This window comes from Stenotrophomonas sp. BIO128-Bstrain (assembly GCF_030128875.1).
In the GTDB taxonomy this organism is placed as follows: Bacteria; Pseudomonadota; Gammaproteobacteria; order Xanthomonadales; family Xanthomonadaceae; genus Stenotrophomonas; species Stenotrophomonas bentonitica_A.
Genome location: NZ_CP124620.1, coordinates 509,650 through 524,692, shown reverse-complemented (window position 1 = coordinate 524,692; position 15,043 = coordinate 509,650). Strand labels below are relative to the sequence as shown.

General features: G+C 67.9%; 10 protein-coding genes and 1 riboswitch. Of the genes, 5 read left to right on the top strand and 5 right to left on the bottom strand.

What is annotated here, in order from left to right; translation table 11 throughout:
- Nucleotides 1–77: 77 nt before the first annotated feature.
- Both POS15_RS02185 and POS15_RS02180 read right to left on the bottom strand, forming a co-directional pair.
- Nucleotides 78–1,409, bottom strand: coding sequence for a HAMP domain-containing sensor histidine kinase (locus POS15_RS02185; protein ID WP_284128894.1), 1,332 nt, complete (start codon nt 1,407–1,409; stop codon nt 78–80).
- Nucleotides 1,396–2,097 carry a response regulator transcription factor gene (locus POS15_RS02180; protein ID WP_019183467.1) on the bottom strand — a complete coding sequence of 234 codons (702 nt, stop codon included), beginning with the start codon at nt 2,095–2,097 and terminating at the stop codon, nt 1,396–1,398. The genes POS15_RS02185 and POS15_RS02180 overlap by 14 nt, the downstream gene beginning before the upstream one ends.
- A gap of 130 nt (nt 2,098–2,227) precedes the next feature.
- Here POS15_RS02180 and POS15_RS02175 point away from each other — a divergent pair, with 130 nt between their 5' ends.
- The 4 genes from POS15_RS02175 (at nt 2,228) to POS15_RS02160 (ending at nt 8,625) form a co-directional block, all read left to right on the top strand.
- Complete coding sequence (locus POS15_RS02175; RefSeq protein ID WP_284128893.1) at nt 2,228–3,937, top strand: glycosyltransferase family 39 protein; 1,710 nt, start codon at nt 2,228–2,230, stop codon at nt 3,935–3,937.
- A 101-nt stretch (nt 3,938–4,038) separates the two neighbouring features.
- Nucleotides 4,039–4,809, top strand: coding sequence for a phosphatase PAP2 family protein (locus tag POS15_RS02170; protein WP_284128892.1), 771 nt, complete (start codon nt 4,039–4,041; stop codon nt 4,807–4,809).
- Nucleotides 4,806–6,458 (top strand): phosphoethanolamine--lipid A transferase, encoded by a 1,653-nt coding sequence (locus POS15_RS02165; protein WP_284128891.1) that lies wholly within the window; start codon nt 4,806–4,808, stop codon nt 6,456–6,458. Before POS15_RS02170 ends, POS15_RS02165 begins: the two co-directional genes overlap by 4 nt.
- 172 nt (nt 6,459–6,630) lie before the next feature.
- On the top strand, nt 6,631–8,625 hold the full coding sequence (locus POS15_RS02160) for a M2 family metallopeptidase (protein ID WP_284128890.1): 1,995 nt from the start codon (nt 6,631–6,633) through the stop codon (nt 8,623–8,625).
- Between the two features lie 142 nt (nt 8,626–8,767).
- Here POS15_RS02160 and POS15_RS02155 read toward each other — a convergent pair whose 3' ends face one another.
- From POS15_RS02155 to POS15_RS02145, 3 genes are all read right to left on the bottom strand, one after another.
- On the bottom strand, nt 8,768–9,178 hold the full coding sequence (locus POS15_RS02155; RefSeq protein ID WP_046273971.1) for a hypothetical protein: 411 nt from the start codon (nt 9,176–9,178) through the stop codon (nt 8,768–8,770).
- Between the two features lie 80 nt (nt 9,179–9,258).
- A complete protein-coding gene (locus POS15_RS02150) occupies nt 9,259–10,152 on the bottom strand; it encodes a siderophore-interacting protein (protein ID WP_037553227.1) in 894 nt (297 codons plus the stop codon).
- 157 nt (nt 10,153–10,309) lie between these two features.
- Nucleotides 10,310–11,533: a multidrug effflux MFS transporter gene (locus POS15_RS02145; protein ID WP_284129615.1), complete on the bottom strand. Its 1,224-nt coding sequence runs from the start codon at nt 11,531–11,533 to the stop codon at nt 10,310–10,312.
- Between the two features lie 292 nt (nt 11,534–11,825).
- A riboswitch (glycine riboswitch) is annotated at nt 11,826–11,927 on the top strand.
- A 97-nt stretch (nt 11,928–12,024) separates the two neighbouring features.
- Here POS15_RS02145 and gcvP point away from each other — a divergent pair.
- Entirely contained in the window at nt 12,025–14,895 is a 2,871-nt protein-coding gene (gene gcvP, locus POS15_RS02140) for an aminomethyl-transferring glycine dehydrogenase (protein ID WP_046273973.1), read from the top strand.
- Nucleotides 14,896–15,043 lie beyond the last annotated feature (148 nt).

Here is a 15,043-nt window from a genome sequence, read left to right as displayed (position 1 = left end):
CGCCGCATAGAGCGGCGCCTCCGGAGCTTAACATTGTCTTCACGACGCCACACTTTGCAGCGCAGCGCGCGGGCCGATCACGACGCGGGCAGCGATGCGCGTTCAGAGCGACCCGGCAGCGAAGCGCCCAGATCGAGGATCACACAGGTACCGCGCGGTACACGCGGCTGGATCTGCAGCGCCCAGCCCAGGTGCTCGCACAGCCGGGCGATCAGCTCCAGGCCGATGCCGCTCTGCTCGTTGCGGTCGCCGCGCGCCATGCGCGCATGTACGGCGGCGATCTCTTCCGGGCTCATGCCCAGCCCGGGGTCCTGCAGCGTCACCACGGCCTGCCCGGAGACCTGGATGTGGATGGCGCCGCGACCGCTGTTCTCGATCGCGTTGCGCAGCAGATTGCCGATCGCGGCCTGGACCACGCCGAGCGGGGCGATGATATCCACGCGCGCAAGACCGTCGATCTCGATGTGCAGGTCCTTGTCGCCCATCAGATGGCGATGGTCTTCGATGATGTCCGGCACCAGCAGGTCGAGCGGAATGCGTTCACCGAGCGCGGCCAGCCGGGCCGGGTCGCGTGCGAGCACCAGCAGCAGCTGGATCAGCTGCTCTACCCCCTGGGCCGTGCGGTGCACACGCTGCATCTGCTGGCGCACACGCTCTGGAATGTCCGGCTGGCCCAGCGCCAGTTCCGAGGCCCCGGTGATCACCGCGATCGGCGTACGCAGTTCGTGGCTGGCGGTGCTGATGAAGACCCGCTCGCGCTCGACGAACTGTTCGTTGCGCGCCAGGTAGTCGTTGAGCGCGTTGGCGATCACGTACAGCTCGGAGCTGGCGCGCGGGTCCACCTCCACCCGTTGCCCGGGCACCCCCGGGTGCAGATCGTCGATGCGCCGTGCCAGCGAGCTCAGCGGCCGCACCAGCCGCCCGACGCCGAAGGAGGCCATCAGCACGGTCACGATGATCATCAGCACGCCGGCCAGCAGCACCCAGCGCGTGGCGAACTGCTCCAGCTCGTGGAAATCGTTGATGTCCAGCACCAGCGCCAAGCGCCCAAGCTGGGTGGTTTCACGCACCATCACCGCGCTGGCGCGGCCGTTGACCTCCACGCCGTCGTGCAGCCCCGGGTGCAGCGTGCGCAGGCTGTCCGGCACCGTCGGGCTGCCGTTGATGTAGAACAGCCGCAGCGTGTCCGAATCCTGCCAGCGGTAGTGCGGCTCGTGTTCGATGTGGTTGACGATGCTGTCCAGCTCGGAGTTGAGCAGCGCCCGCCATGCCGAGTGTTCGGCGTGTTCGTGCACGTAGTTGCCCACGCTGAACACCGCCAGCGAAATCAGCGCCAGGTAGCCCAGCAGCCACCACACCATGCGCCGGTGCATCGGCGATGGCGTGGGCGGGCGCTTACGCCACTTCATCTGCACCGCCCGCCGCGGAAACGCCGAGGCGGTAACCGACCCGCGGCAAGGTGTGGATCAGCTTCTGCTGGAACGGGCCATCCACGCTGCGGCGCAGTTCGTACACGTGCGAGCGCAGCAGATCCCCGTCGGGCAGCTCGTCACCCCACAGTGCGAATTCCAGCTGCTGGCGGGTCACCGCGCCGGGGCTGGCGCGCATCAGCACCTCCAGCAGCTTGCGGCAGGCCGGATACAGGTGCAGCGGCTTGCCGTCGCGTTGCGCCTCCAGGGTGGCCAGATCCAGCTTGAGGTCGGCCACTTCCAGCACCTTGCGCGGGTTGCGCCCCTTGGCGCGCACCATCAGCGCTTCCAGCCGGACTTCCAGCTCGGGCAGTGCGAAGGGTTTGGTCAGGTAGTCGTCGGCGCCGGCGCGGAAGCCGGCGATCTTGTCGGGGAGTTCGTCGCGCGCGGTGAGCATGATCACCGGCACTTCCGAGCCGTGGTCGGCACGCAGCCGGCGCAGCACTTCGGGCCCTTCCATGCGCGGCAGCATCCAGTCCAGGATCAGGGCGTCATAGGGCTGCGACACGGCCAGGTGCAGGCCGGTCACGCCATCGGGTGCGACGTCCAGTACATGGCCCCGCGATTCGAAATAATCGAATAGATTGGCAACCAGCTGACGGTTGTCTTCAATGACCAGCAGCCGCATGGGAGACTCTCTTGACCGGTTGGGCGCATGGTAGCGGGAACCATGTCGGAATCCGGTCGCAATGGGGGTGGTTACGACGCTTTTCCTACGCTGTCGGGGAGACAGTGGCCGTTTTGCCAAAGAGCCTGGCGTGACCGAATCCTTCTTCCTGCGGCGCTGGCCGCGTGTGCTGGTCTGCCTTGCCCTGTTGCTGGCCCTGGCGGCGGGCATCGGCCTGCGCCAGCCCTCCCCGCCCGATGAACCCCGTTTCGTGCTGGCTGCACGGGCCATGGTCGCCTCCGGGCAATGGCTGCTGCCTCACCGTGGCAGCGAACTGTACGCGGAAAAACCGCCGGTGTTCATGTGGCTGCAGGCCGCCAGCCACCAGCTGTTCGGCGGCTGGACAATCGCCTTCCTGGTGCCTTCGCTGCTTGCCGCTCTGCTGACACTCTGGCTGACCTGGGACCTGGGCCGGCGGTTGTGGAACCGGCGTGTTGGCTGGTGGGCGATGCTCGCCTTGTTCAGCTGCCTGCAGTTCGGCCTGATGGCCAAGCGGGCGCAGATCGACATGGTGCTCGTGGCGATGACCACCCTGTCGCTGTGGGGATTGCTGCGCCACCTGCTGGAAGGCCGCAACCGGCCCGCGCTGTGGCTGGCCGGCTTCGCCGCCGGGCTGGGCACGGTGACCAAGGGCGTGGGCTTCCTGCCGCTGCTGGTGCTGCTGCCGTTCGCCGCCTGGCGCTGGCGCGTGCGCGGCGCCAGGCTGCCGGCCGGCACTGCCCGCGACCTGTGGTGGCTGCTGCCGGCCTTCCTGCTCGGCACGGCGGTGTGGCTGGCGCCGCTGGGCGTGGCGCTGCTGCACTCGGCCGACCCGGCCCTGCACGCCTATGCGCGCGAGCTGCTGTTCAAGCAGACCGGCATCCGCTACGCGAACGCCTGGCACCACGTGAAGCCGGCCTGGTACTACCTGCAGGTCATGGCGACCTTGTGGCTGCCGGGCAGCCTGCTGCTGCCCGCCCTGGTTCCGGCATGGTGGCGCCGCCTCAAGCGGCTGGATGGACGCTGGTGGCTGCTGCTGGGCTGGGCCCTGCTGGTGCTGGTGTTCTTCAGTGCCAGCCCGGGCAAGCGGGAGGTCTACATCTTCCCGATGCTGCCCGCGTTGTGCCTGGCCGCCGCCCCGCTGCTGCCCGGGCTGCTGCGCCGGGCCGGGCTGCGCTGGCTGCTGTGGGCCTATGTCGCCGTCCTCGGCGTGGCGGCGCTGTATGTCGGCACCCAGCTGTGGTCGGCCAGCGAATGGGCGCACGTGCAGCTGGCGCGGCGCGCGATGCCCGATACGCTGCTGCCCGTGCTTGGCGGCTGGCTGATCGCCTTCGGCGTGGTGTTGCTGGCGCTGGCCCTGTGGTGGCGCCAGCGCCGGGCAGGCGTGCTGGTGGTCGCGGCGGCCTTCCTGCTCTGGAATCTGTACGGCTGGGTGCTGATGCCGACCCTGGACCCGTACAGCTCCGCCTCGGCGGTGATGCAGCGCGTCGGCCTGCGGATCGGGCCGGAGGCCGAGCTCGGCGTGGTCGCCTGGCGCGAACAGAACCTGCTGCAGGCCGACCGCCCGGTGACCGATTTCGGCTTCAAGACCCCGTGGGACCAGCAATGGCAGGCCGCAGGGCCGTGGCTGTCACAGGCGCCGCGCCAGCGCTGGCTGCTGGTGCTCGATGAAGCGATCAGTCCCTGCGTGGACCCGGCGGCGGTGATCGAGATCGGCAGCGCCAACCGCAACCGGTGGCTGTTGTTCCCGGGTACTGCCTGGCAGGCCGACTGCCATGCCGCCGTCACGGCCACCGACACCGCGCAGGACGAGGAAGACTGAACGGCAGGCCGCGCTTAACCAGCGGCCAACATCGCTCCGACCGGTCTCCGACACTGCGCTGACGACCATGGCGCCGGAATCTCCCGCCGGCCCCTTTGTCCATGTTCCCAGCGTCCAGCGTTGCCCTTTCATCCACGTCGGCCACCGCGGTCACCCCACGCTTCCTCCGCGGCCACCTCTGGGTACCGCTGGCGCTGGCGCTGCTCGCCAGCGCGATGCTGATGGGCGCCGGTGGCGACCAGTGGCTGGCCGATCGCCTCTATCGACTCGAAGGGCAGCAGTGGGCGCTGCAGAACGCCTGGGTCACCACCCACCTGATCCACCAGGCCGGCAAGTGGACCAGCAGTGTCGCGGCGCTGGTCGCGATCGTGCTGTGCTTCCACGCCTGGCGCACCGAGCGCGCACCCGCATGGCGCTGGCCGCTGCTGTATCTGGTGCTGGCCGTCGCGCTGGGCACCGGCGTGGTCTCGCTGCTCAAGTCGCTGACCAACATGGATTGCCCGTGGGATCTGGCCCGCTATGGCGGCACCCGGCAGTTCATCGGCTTGTTCGCAACACGCCCACCCGGGATGCCGCGTGGGGTGTGCTTTCCAGGCGGGCATTCCAGCGCGGGGTTTGCGTGGGTCAGCCTGTACTTCTTCGCGCTGATGGTGCACCCGGCCTGGCGCTGGCGCGGCCTGGCCGTCGGCCTGCTGGCTGGCGGCGTGTTCGGCGTCTCGCAGCAGCTGCGCGGTGCGCATTTCCTGTCGCATGACCTGTGGACGCTGGCCATCTGCTGGACGGTTTCGCTTGGCCTGTATCTGCTGATCGAACCGGTGCGGCTGCGCGAACGCGGCACGTCACCAGGCATCGCGCAGGGAGAAGTGGCATGAGCACCACCCTTCCGCGCGCCACGCGCTTGTCGGCGTTGGCCACCCTGCGTGCCTGGCGGCCGCAGTGCACCACCGAAACCCTGATCCTGCTCACCAGCATCTTCTTCGCGGTGGCCTGCAATGGCCTGTTCTGGCACAGCGCGATGGCCACGCACCCGGGCAGCATCGGCTTCGCCGTCTCGCTGTTGCTGTTCCTGGTCGGCGCGCACTGTCTGCTGATGGGGCTGCTGGTGTGGCGCTGGAACGCCAAGGTGGTGCTCAGCGTGCTGCTGATCGGTACGGCGCTGGCCGCGCACTACATGAGCAGTTACCACATCTATCTGGATGCGGACATGCTGCGCAACGTGCTGGCCACCGACCACAAGGAAAGCCGCGAGCTGATCACGCCCACCTTGATCGCGCCCCTGCTGCTGTTGGCCCTGGCGCCGATGCTGCTGCTGTGGCGCGTGCAGCTGCGCCGACGCACGCTGGGCAGGGCGCTGCTGTGGCGCCTCGGTTTCCTGCTGCTGTCGGCGCTGATCGCCTTTGGCGGGGCGATGCTGTCCTTCCAGGAGATGTCCTCGCTGATGCGCAACCAGCGCGAGGTGCGCTATCTGGCCACGCCGGGCAACTTCCTGCTCGGCCTGCCCAAGGCGCTGCGCGGCGACAACCCGATCCAGCGCGCCGCGAAACTGCCGATCGGCACCGATGCCAAGGCCACCCCGCGTGCAGCCGGCAGCCGCCCGCGCCTGCTGGTGATCGTGATGGGCGAAACCGCACGCGCGCAGAACTGGGGCCTCAACGGCTATGCCAAGCAGACCACGCCGGAGCTGGCCCAGGCCGGGGTGATCAATTTCCCCGACATGCATTCGTGTGGCACCAGCACTGAAGTCTCCCTGCCCTGCCTGTTCTCGCCCTACGGACGCCACGACTACGACGAGAAAAAGATCCGCGCGCACCAGTCGCTGCTGCACGTGCTGGATCACGCCGGCATCGCCACGCTGTGGCGTGACAACCAGTCCGGATGCAAGGGCGTGTGCGAGGGCCTGCAAATGCAGCCGCTGGATGATGCCAAGCACCCGACCCTGTGCGCCAACGGGCGCTGCATGGACGAGATCCTGATCGACGATCTGGCCGCCCAGGTCCGCGCCAGGCCCGGCGACCGCGTGGTGGTGCTGCATCAACTGGGCAACCACGGCCCGAGCTACTTCGAACGCTACCCGGCGCGCTTCCGCCGCTTCACCCCCACCTGCGACACCCCGGACCTGGGCAAGTGCAGCCGCGCGCAGATCACCAACAGTTACGACAACGCGCTGCTCTACACCGATCACCTGCTGTCGCGCACGATCGGCACGCTGAAGGGCATGGACGACTACGACACCGCGATGATCTACCTTTCCGATCACGGCGAGTCGCTGGGCGAGAAGGGCCTGTACCTGCACGGGGTGCCGTACGCGATCGCCCCGCAGGAACAGACCCGCGTGCCGATGACGATGTGGTTCTCCCCTTCCTTCGCGGCCAACCGCGGGCTCAACCTGGCCTGCGTGCGGGAGCGCGCGGGCAAGTACACCGACCACGACAATCTGTTCCCCTCGGTATTGGGGCTGATGCAGGTCAAGACCTCGGTGTATGAGCGTGGCCGGGATCTGTTTGCTGGGTGCGAGGCATAAGCAGGCTAGTCCCATGCGCACCGCCCCGCCTCACGGAGCACGGACGCATCGCCGTTGACCTTGACGTTGACGTTGGCGGTGCCAATCGAACCGCCTCTGCTGCCCTGCCCCTTGCGGTGCGCCCGGCGCTTCACTAGCCTTCGCCGGTCTGACACCACCCAAGGATGTGCCCGTGAACCACCGCCCGCTCCTGCTGGCCCTGGCAGTCAGTGCTGCCGCACTGACGCTGGCGGCCTGCCAGAAGGAACCGTCCCCCGCCGATGCACCGGCCACGGGCACCACCCAGTCCAAGGAAACCGCGGACCAGTTCATCGCCCGCGTCAACGCCGAGTACAAGGCCATGTACCCGGAAATGACCTCGGCGCAGTGGCTGTCGTCGACCTACATCAACGACGATTCCGAGCGCGTCGCGGCCAAGGCCAATGAACGCTGGCTCACCGTCCTCAACGGCTGGATCGCCCAGACCGGCCAGTACGACGGCCAGCCCATGAGCGAAGACACCAAGCGCCAGATCCACCTGCTCAAGCTGATGACCTCCATGCCCGCCCCGCGCGACCCGGCCAAGCTCTCCGAGCTGACCCGCATCGCCAGCCGCATGGAGGGCGCCTACGGCTCCGGCAAGTACTGCACCGACGAGGCCAACCCGCAGAGCTGCCGCCAGCTGGGCGATCTGGAACAGGTGCTCGCGCGCAGCCGCGACTACGACGAGCAGCTCGACGCCTGGCAGGGCTGGCATGGCACCACCAAGCCGATGCGCGCCGACTACGAGCGCTTCGTCAGCCTGGTCAACGAAGGCGCCAAGGAAATGGGCTTCGCCGATGCCGGCCAGATGTGGCGCAGCGGCTATGACATGCCCGCCGACCAGATCGGCCCGGAAACCGACCGGCTGTGGGACCAGGTCAAGCCGATGTACGAGCAGCTTCACTGCTACGCGCGCACCAAGCTCGACGGCACGTACGGCAAGGACAAGGCCGAGGTCAACGGTGGCCTGATCGCCGCACACCTGACCGGCAACATGTGGCAGCAGGACTGGTCCAATCTGTGGGACCAGCTGGAACCGTATCCCGGTGCCGGCAACCTGGACATCACCGCCGCGCTGGAAAAGCAGTACCAGAGCAACCTGAGTGGTGCCCTGGCCAAGGCCGGCAGCGGCGCGAACGTGGAAGCGCTGTACAAGGCGCAGCGTGAGGCCGAACTGCGTACCGCCAAGCAGATGACCGAGCGCGCGCAGGACTTCTACGTCTCGCTCGGGATGCCGGCCCTGCCCAAGTCGTACTGGGACAAGACCCAGTTCATCAAGCCGCTGGACCGTGACGTGGTCTGCCACGCCAGCGCGTGGGACATGAACATGGACGGCGACGTGCGCACCAAGATGTGCATCAAGCCCAACGAAGAGAACTTCACCACGATCTACCACGAGCTGGGCCACATCTATTACGACCTGGCCTACAACCCGCTGCCGCCGTTGTTCCAGGGCGGTGCCAACGATGGCTTCCACGAAGCGATCGGCGACACCATCGTGCTGGCGATGACCCCGCAGTACCTCAACTCGATCGGCCTGGTCGACACCCCGCAGGAAAGCCGTGAGGCGACCATCAACGCGCAGATGCGCATGGCCCTGAGCGGCGTGTCGTTCCTGCCGTTCGGCCTGATGATCGACCGCTGGCGCTGGGGCGTGTTCGACGGCTCGATCACGCCGGACCACTACAACCAGGCATGGTGGGACCTGAAGGCAAAGTATCAGGGCGTGGCGCCGGCCACCGCGCGCGGTGAGGAATTCTTCGACGCGGGCGCCAAGTACCACGTGCCGGGCAACACCCCGTATACCCGCTACTTCCTGGCGCGCATCCTGCAGTTCCAGTTCTACAAGGGCCTGTGCGATGCCTCCGGTTACAAGGGTCCGCTGCACCAGTGCAGCTTCTACGGCAACAAGGAAGCCGGCCAGAAGTTCTGGGCCATGCTGAGCAAGGGTGCCAGCCAGCCGTGGCAGGCCACGCTGAAGGAGATCACCGGTGGCGACAAGCTCGATGCCGGCCCGATGATCGAGTACTTCACCCCGGTCAACGAATGGCTCAAGCAGCAGAACCAGGGCCAGATGTGTGGCTGGCAGGTGCCGGCGGCTACCGCTGCGGCGGCGCCGGCCGCAACCGCACCTGCGGCCCACTGACCGGTCGCGCTGGCCGCTGGTCCGCGCACCATGGCAAACGAAAAAGCCGGCCCTTGGGGTCGGCTTTTTCATGGGAACCGATCGGTGCGCTTTGCCGGGCAACGCGCCGCCGACCAGCAGCAGGCCCTGTGCGGTAGCGCCATCACTCGGCCGGCGCATCCCCCTGGCGGGCACGCGGCTTCAGGCTCGCGGCCAGTTCCACCTTGAACTGCTCGAAGTCCATGCCATCGGCCTTGGCCTCGGCATGTGCGGCGTCCTTGAGCGCATCCGAGTACACCAGGCGCACCGGGGTGCCCTGGCGTTCGTGCAGTTCGGCAGCCTGCATGATCAGGGCCAGCACCCGCGCCGCGCTGGGGGTCTGGCCGGCAATGCGGCCATCCATGCCCAGCACCCACTCGCCATCGCGGCGGACGATACCGGCCAGCAGCGTGCGCTGCTGGTCACGCAGCTCGGCATGCGGCTCAACCGGCGTGGCGTTGGCCTGCTCGCGGTTGGCGGCCTGGGTTTCGCGGCGCCGGCGGATGTCGCGGCGCAGTTTGGAGGTGGTCGACATGGGGAAATCCGGACTGCGGCAAAGCGCCAAGGATACCGCACGGGCCTTGGCGGGCCCGTCCTGGAGCCTGCGTGGCCAGCTCAATCGAGGACTTTTCCGTGCCGCCAATAGCCCATGAACGTGATGGCCCGACGGTCGATCCCGCATGTCTTCACCAGATGCCGGCGGATCGCCATGACTGCCCCGGCTTCGCCAGCGACCCAGGCATACAGCCCGTCCTGCTCGGCGCTGGCCTGCTCCCACAGGATGTCCTGGTCGATGTCGATCTCGGCCAGGGGCTGCTCACCGCCACCGATGCCCGACGGGCCGATCCGCGCCCGCACCGCGTCCTGCAGCCGCTGGCCATGCGCGGCGCCCTCGCGCGCGAGCCAGAACAACTGCGCACCATGCGGTGCCTGCAGCGGCAGCACATCCGCCTCGTGCTCGACCTCCAGGAAGGCCTGCACTTCCGGCGGCTGCGGCCACTGGGCCAGCGCCTCCAGAATGCCGGCCACGGCTGGCAGCGCGGTGTCGTCGGCGACCAGCAGCACCCGCTTCACCTGCGCCGGCGGCTTCCACTCGTAGCCCTCGCTGCTGGCCTCGACCTGCGCGTCCGGCGCCAGCAGGCCGACCCGATCACCGACGCGCGCCTGCATGGCCCAGCGCGAGGCGGGCCCGGTCGGGCCATGCAGCACGAAATCGACATCGACCTCGCCGGCGTCCGGGCGCAGCGCGCGGAGGGTGTAGGTGCGCATCGGCGCACGCTCGGTATCGGGCAGCGCGCGATAACGTGCGTACCAGTCCTCGCCTTGCGGCACCTCCGGTGCTGCCTGGCCGGGCAATGGGAAGAACACTTTGATGCGCTGGTCCGGTCCCTCGGTCTTCATGTTGGCCACGTCGGGCGCGGCGAAGACCATGCGGATCAGCGAGGGGGAGAGAACCGTGCGCTGCTTCAGCGCGACGTCGAACAGGCGGTAGGTCTGCTGTGCAGCCATGCAATCACCCTGGGTTGCGGCGGACATGGGGTCCGCAGGGGAGCGAAGTGGCTGTCGTGATGCACGAACTGGCTGGCGAGCGAACAGGATACGCCGCGGCGAGGCGTAGACAACGGCGCCACGCCTGCATTCTGTGCAGGCGGGGCGTGCGTGTGGCTCACTCGATCGGCGTGAGCAGGTCGCGGCGGCGTTCGCAGTGCCGCTCCCAGTACCAGAAGCTGCCGCCGATGGCGAAGAAGCCTGCGTAGCCCAGGGCCAGATGCAGCGGGTTGCTGCTGAGCATCGGCGAGACCACGCCGGCCACCACGGTGTTGATCATCAGCTGGATGAACATCTGCATGGACGAGGCCAGGCCGCGCTGATGCGGATACATGTCCAGCACGGCCAGCGCCAGGATCGGGAAGATCAGCGCCATGCCGACACCGCCAAGGAAGATCGGCATCACTGCCCACGGCAGCGCGATCTGCGGCACCGACACCACGTAACCGACGTTCAACAGCGCCGAGACCGCACACAGCCCGAAACCGATCGCGATCTGCCGCTGCGCGGTGAGCCGGCCCGCCATCCGACCGGACAGGAACGAGCCCATGGTCATGCCGCCGATGGTGGGGATGAACAACCACGCAAAGCCGCCCTCGCCCAGTTGCAGATGCTGCATCACGAACACCGGCGCGGACGCGATGTACAGGAAGATGCCGGAGAAGTTGAAGGCGCCGGCCGCGGCCAGACGGAGCAGGCGCGGGTTGGAGCCCATGCGGGCATAGCTGCGCAGCAGCGCGCGCATCGACAGCGGCGTGCGGGCCTCGACCGGATGGGTTTCGGGCAGCCACTTGCCGGTGGCCAGCAGCAGCACCACGCCGAACAGCACCAGGAACCAGAAAATCAGCGGCCAGTCGCCCCCGCCGAGCAGGATCCAGCCGCCGATGATCGGCGCGATCGCGGGGGCCACGCCGAAGATCATCGACACCTGGCTCATCAGCCGCTGTGCGTCGGCCCCGTGGTACAGGTCACGGATCACCGCGCGGCCGACGATCACCCCGACCCCGGCGGTAACGCCCTGCAGCGCGCGGAACACCAGCAGCGTGGTCATGTCGCGCGACAGCGCGCAGCCGATCGAGGCGGCGATGAACAGCACCAGCCCGCCGATGATCACCCGCTTGCGCCCGAACGCATCGGACAGCGGGCCGTGCGCCAGGCTCATCAGCCCGTAGAACAGCAGGTACACGCTGATGGTCTGCTGCACCGCGACCTGGTCCACCTGCATGCGGTCGCCCAGCAGCAGGAACGCCGGGAAAATGGTGTCGATCGAGAACGGACCGAACATCGCCAGGCCTGCGAGCAGCAGGGCCAGGCGGCGGGTCGAGGGCGAGGCGGGCGTCATGCGGGCTTCCGTCAGCGGCCATGCGCAATGCACGGCGGGCGCCAGCCCGGACGGGCGGCGCCAGATGAATACGAGGATCCGGTGATCATAGGCCTTTGTCACGGCCGGCACCATGCCCGGGCCGGACTTTGCGTGCCTGCGCGGCCTCGTATTCATGTGCGGGAAAGGCCCAGCGGCCCAAAGCGCTGGGCTATAATCGCCGGGCTACATGGTGGGAGAAGCGGCGCTTTGTTTTGAAGCACCCGCTGCCGAAGGCGCAACGCCCGTAATCGCTCAGGCCCGATACCACCCGTACCAAAACTCTGGAGAGACCGGCGAGTGCCGGCGCCGAAGGGGCACGAAGCACGCCGATGCGCGCTTTTAAACTCTCAGGCAAAAGGACAGAGGGGCACCCAGGAAGACCGCAAGGTCCGGTGGATCGCTGTCGCCCGCGACGCGCCCTGGCCCGGCCGCCTTCCGAACGTGCGTGCCCACTCTCCGAGATGCCAGCCATGTCCCAGAACACCCCCTCCCTGCGCGAGCTTGAACACAGCCACGCGTTCGTCGAACGCCACATCGGCCCCAACGATGCCGAAATCGCGCAGATGCTCGACGTGGTCGGCCACGCCTCGCTGGACGCGCTGACCGATGCGATCGTCCCGGCCGGGATCAAGTCGCCGGCCCCGCTGGACCTGCCCGAGTCGCTGACCGAAGTGCAGGCACTGGCCAAGATCCGCGCCATCGCCGACAAGAACCAGGTGTTCCGCACCTTCATCGGCCAGGGCTACTACGGCACGCTCACCCCGAACGTCATCCTGCGCAACGTGCTGGAAAACCCGGCGTGGTACACCGCCTACACCCCGTACCAGGCTGAGATCTCGCAGGGCCGCATGGAAGCGCTGATCAACTTCCAGACCCTGTGCGCCGACCTGACCGGCATGGAGATCGCCAACGCCTCGCTGCTCGATGAAGCCACCGCCGCCGCCGAAGCGATGACGCTGGCCAAGCGCTCGGCCAAGAGCAAGTCCGATACCTTCTTCGTGCACGACGCGGTGCACCCGCAGACGCTGGAACTGCTGCGCACCCGCGCCGAGCCGATGGGCATCGTGCTGCGCGTGGGCACCCCGGCCGAGGCGATGGAAGCCGAAGCCTACGGCGTGCTGCTGCAGTACCCGGACACCTTCGGCCATATCGGCGACTACAAGGCGCTGGCCGATGCCGTGCATGCGCGCGGCGGCCTGGTCGCGGTGGCCACCGACCTGCTCGCACTGACCCTGATCGCCGCCCCCGGCGAATGGGGCGCGGACATCGTGGTCGGCAACTCGCAGCGCTTCGGCGTGCCGTTCGGCTTCGGCGGCCCGCATGCCGCCTTCATGGCCTGCCGCGATGCGTACAAGCGCTCGATGCCGGGCCGCCTGATCGGTGTCTCGGTCGATGCGCAGGGCAATGCCGCCTACCGCCTGACCCTGCAGACCCGCGAGCAGCACATCCGCCGCGAGAAGGCGACCTCCAACATCTGTACCGCCCAGGTGCTGCTGGCGGTGATGGCGTCGATGTATGCGGTGTACCACGGTCCGGAAGGGCTGACCCGCATCGCCCGCCGCACCCATCGCCTGGCCGCGATCCTGGCCAGAGCGCTGCGCGCTGCCGGCGTCAACGTGGGCGAGCACTTCTTCGACACCCTGCACGTCAAGGATGTCGATGCCAAGGCGATCCACGCCAAGGCCGCCGCGGCGCGCATCAACCTGCGCGCGATCGACAGCGACGCGGTCGGCATCAGCCTGGATGAAACCACCACCCGCGCCGACATCGTCGCGCTCGGCCAGCTGTTCGGTGCCACGGTGGATGTCGATGCCCTCGACGCCGCCACCGCCGATGCGCTGCCGGCCGGCCTGGTGCGTACCAGCGAATTCCTGACCCACCCGGTGTTCAACACTCACCACAGCGAGCACGAACTGCTGCGTTACCTGCGTTCGCTGGCGGACAAGGACCTGGCGATGGATCGCACCATGATCCCGCTGGGCAGCTGCACCATGAAGCTCAACGCCACCGCCGAGATGATTCCGGTGACCTGGCCGGAGTTCGCCAACATCCATCCGCTGGCCCCGGCCGACCAGGCCACCGGCTACAAGGAACTGATCGACGGCCTGGAAGCGATGCTGGTGGAATGCACCGGCTATGACGCGGTCAGCCTGCAGCCGAACTCCGGCGCGCAGGGCGAGTACGCCGGCCTGCTGGCGATCCGCGCCTACCACCGCTCGCGCGGCGAAGGCCATCGCGACGTCTGCCTGATCCCGGATTCGGCGCACGGCACCAACCCGGCCTCGGCACAGATGTGCGGCATGAAGGTCGTGGTGACCAAGACCGATGCCAACGGCAACGTGGACCTGGACGACATCCGCGTCAATGCGGAGAAGTACAGCGACCGTCTGGCCGCGTTGATGATCACCTATCCCTCCACGCATGGCGTGTTCGAGGAAGAAGTGGTGGAAATCTGCGAGATCGTGCACAAGCACGGCGGCCAGGTGTATACCGACGGCGCCAACATGAACGCCCTGGTCGGCGTGGCCAAGCCCGGCAAGTGGGGCTCGGACGTGTCGCACCTGAACCTGCACAAGACCTTCTGCATTCCGCACGGCGGCGGCGGCCCGGGCGTGGGCCCGTGCGCGGTCAAGTCGCACCTCGCTCCGTTCCTGCCGAAGGTGCTTGGCGGCGAAGGCGATGTGGGCATGGTCAGCGCGGCCAGCTTCGGCAGCGCCTCGATCCTGCCGATCAGCTGGATGTACATCACGCTGATGGGCACCGCCGGCCTGCGCAAGGCGACCCAGGTCGCGCTGCTCAACGCCAACTACATCGCCAAGCGCCTGGCCCCGCACTTCAAGACCCTGTACACCGGCCGCAACGGCCTGGTGGCGCACGAGTGCATCCTGGACGTGCGTCCGCTGGAGAAGACCTCCGGCATCGGCGCCGAGGACGTGGCCAAGCGCCTGATCGACTTCGGCTTCCACGCCCCGACCCTGAGCTTCCCGGTCGCCGGCACGCTGATGGTGGAGCCGACCGAAAGCGAATCGCTGCACGAACTGGATCGCTTCATCAACGCGATGATCCAGATCCGCGAAGAGATCGCTGCGATCGAAGACGGCCGCCTGGACCGCGAGGACAACCCCCTCAAGCACGCCCCGCATACCGCCACGGCGGTCTCGGCCAGCGAGTGGGCCCACGCCTACCCGCGCGAACTGGCGGCCTTCCCGCTGGCCAGCCTGCGCCAGCAGAAGTACTGGCCGCCGGTGGCGCGCGTGGACAACGTCTACGGCGACAAGAACGTGATGTGCGCCTGCATCCCGGTCGATGCGTACAAGGAAGACGAGGGCGTGGAGGTGTAGGTGTAGGTGTCGACCGTTGGTCGGCACGATGCCTGACAGGCGTACCGACCAACGGTCGGTACCTACCTTGATCGGCATGCATCTGGAATGAAAACGGCCCGCATCGCGCGGGCCGTTTTTTGTTGCGTGCCCTTGCGGGGTGTGCCGA